We start from the raw sequence: 758 nt of genomic DNA, 5'->3' as shown, positions 1-758 counted from the left end.
GACGCCATGGCTTTTTGCCACCACCACTCACTTCAGAACGAGTCTTTTGAGCCACTGTACCTTGACGGCCGCCAGCTAGATAAGCTGTAACAACCTGGTGCACCAATGCTTCATTGTACTCGCGAGAGAAGGTAGCATCAGAGACAGCAACGCTGCTCTTAGAACCTGAAATTACTAATTCCATCACTACACCTCTTACGATTTAACTGTTGGCTTAACGATGATATCTGCGCCTGTTGCTCCAGGAACAGCACCCTTAACCAAAAGCAAATTGCGCTCTGCATCTACACGAACTAGCTCAAGACCTTGAACAGTCACTTGCTCAGCACCCATGTGGCCCGCCATTTTCTTACCTTTGAAAACGCGACCAGGAGTCTGACACTGACCAATTGAACCAGGAGCTCTGTGAGAAATAGAGTTACCGTGAGTAGCATCTTGCATGTGGAAGTTCCAACGCTTAACACCACCTTGGAAGCCTTTACCTTTTGATTGACCAGTCACATCAACGACTTGACCAGCTTCAAATAGCGCAACATCAAGAGTATCGCCAGCTTTAAGCTCAGCACCCTCTTCTGCTTCCAAACGGAATTCCCATAATCCACGACCCGCTTCAACACCCGCTTTCGCGAAATGCCCAGCTGCAGATTTAGAAACGCGAGATGCGCGACGCTCACCAGTAGTGATTTGGACGGCACGATAGCCATCTACATCGTCGGTTCTCACCTGTGTGATACGGTTACCATCAACTTCTATGACGG

At 48.8% G+C, this 758-nt stretch carries 2 protein-coding genes; both read right to left on the bottom strand.

Going from position 1 to position 758, the window contains the following annotated elements:
* Positions 1-184: 50S ribosomal protein L4 (gene rplD / locus A3738_RS22800; protein WP_082890115.1), on the bottom strand; the 184-nt coding region annotated here is incomplete at its 3' end.
* Positions 185-195: 11 nt separating this feature from the next.
* Positions 196-758: 50S ribosomal protein L3 (rplC, locus tag A3738_RS22795; protein WP_068763879.1), on the bottom strand; the 563-nt coding region annotated here is incomplete at its 5' end.

The sequence above is a fragment of the Oleiphilus sp. HI0066 genome, assembly GCF_001635725.1.
Note: the sequence above shows the minus strand (reverse complement) of the source record. Positions and strands in the feature narration are given on the sequence as shown.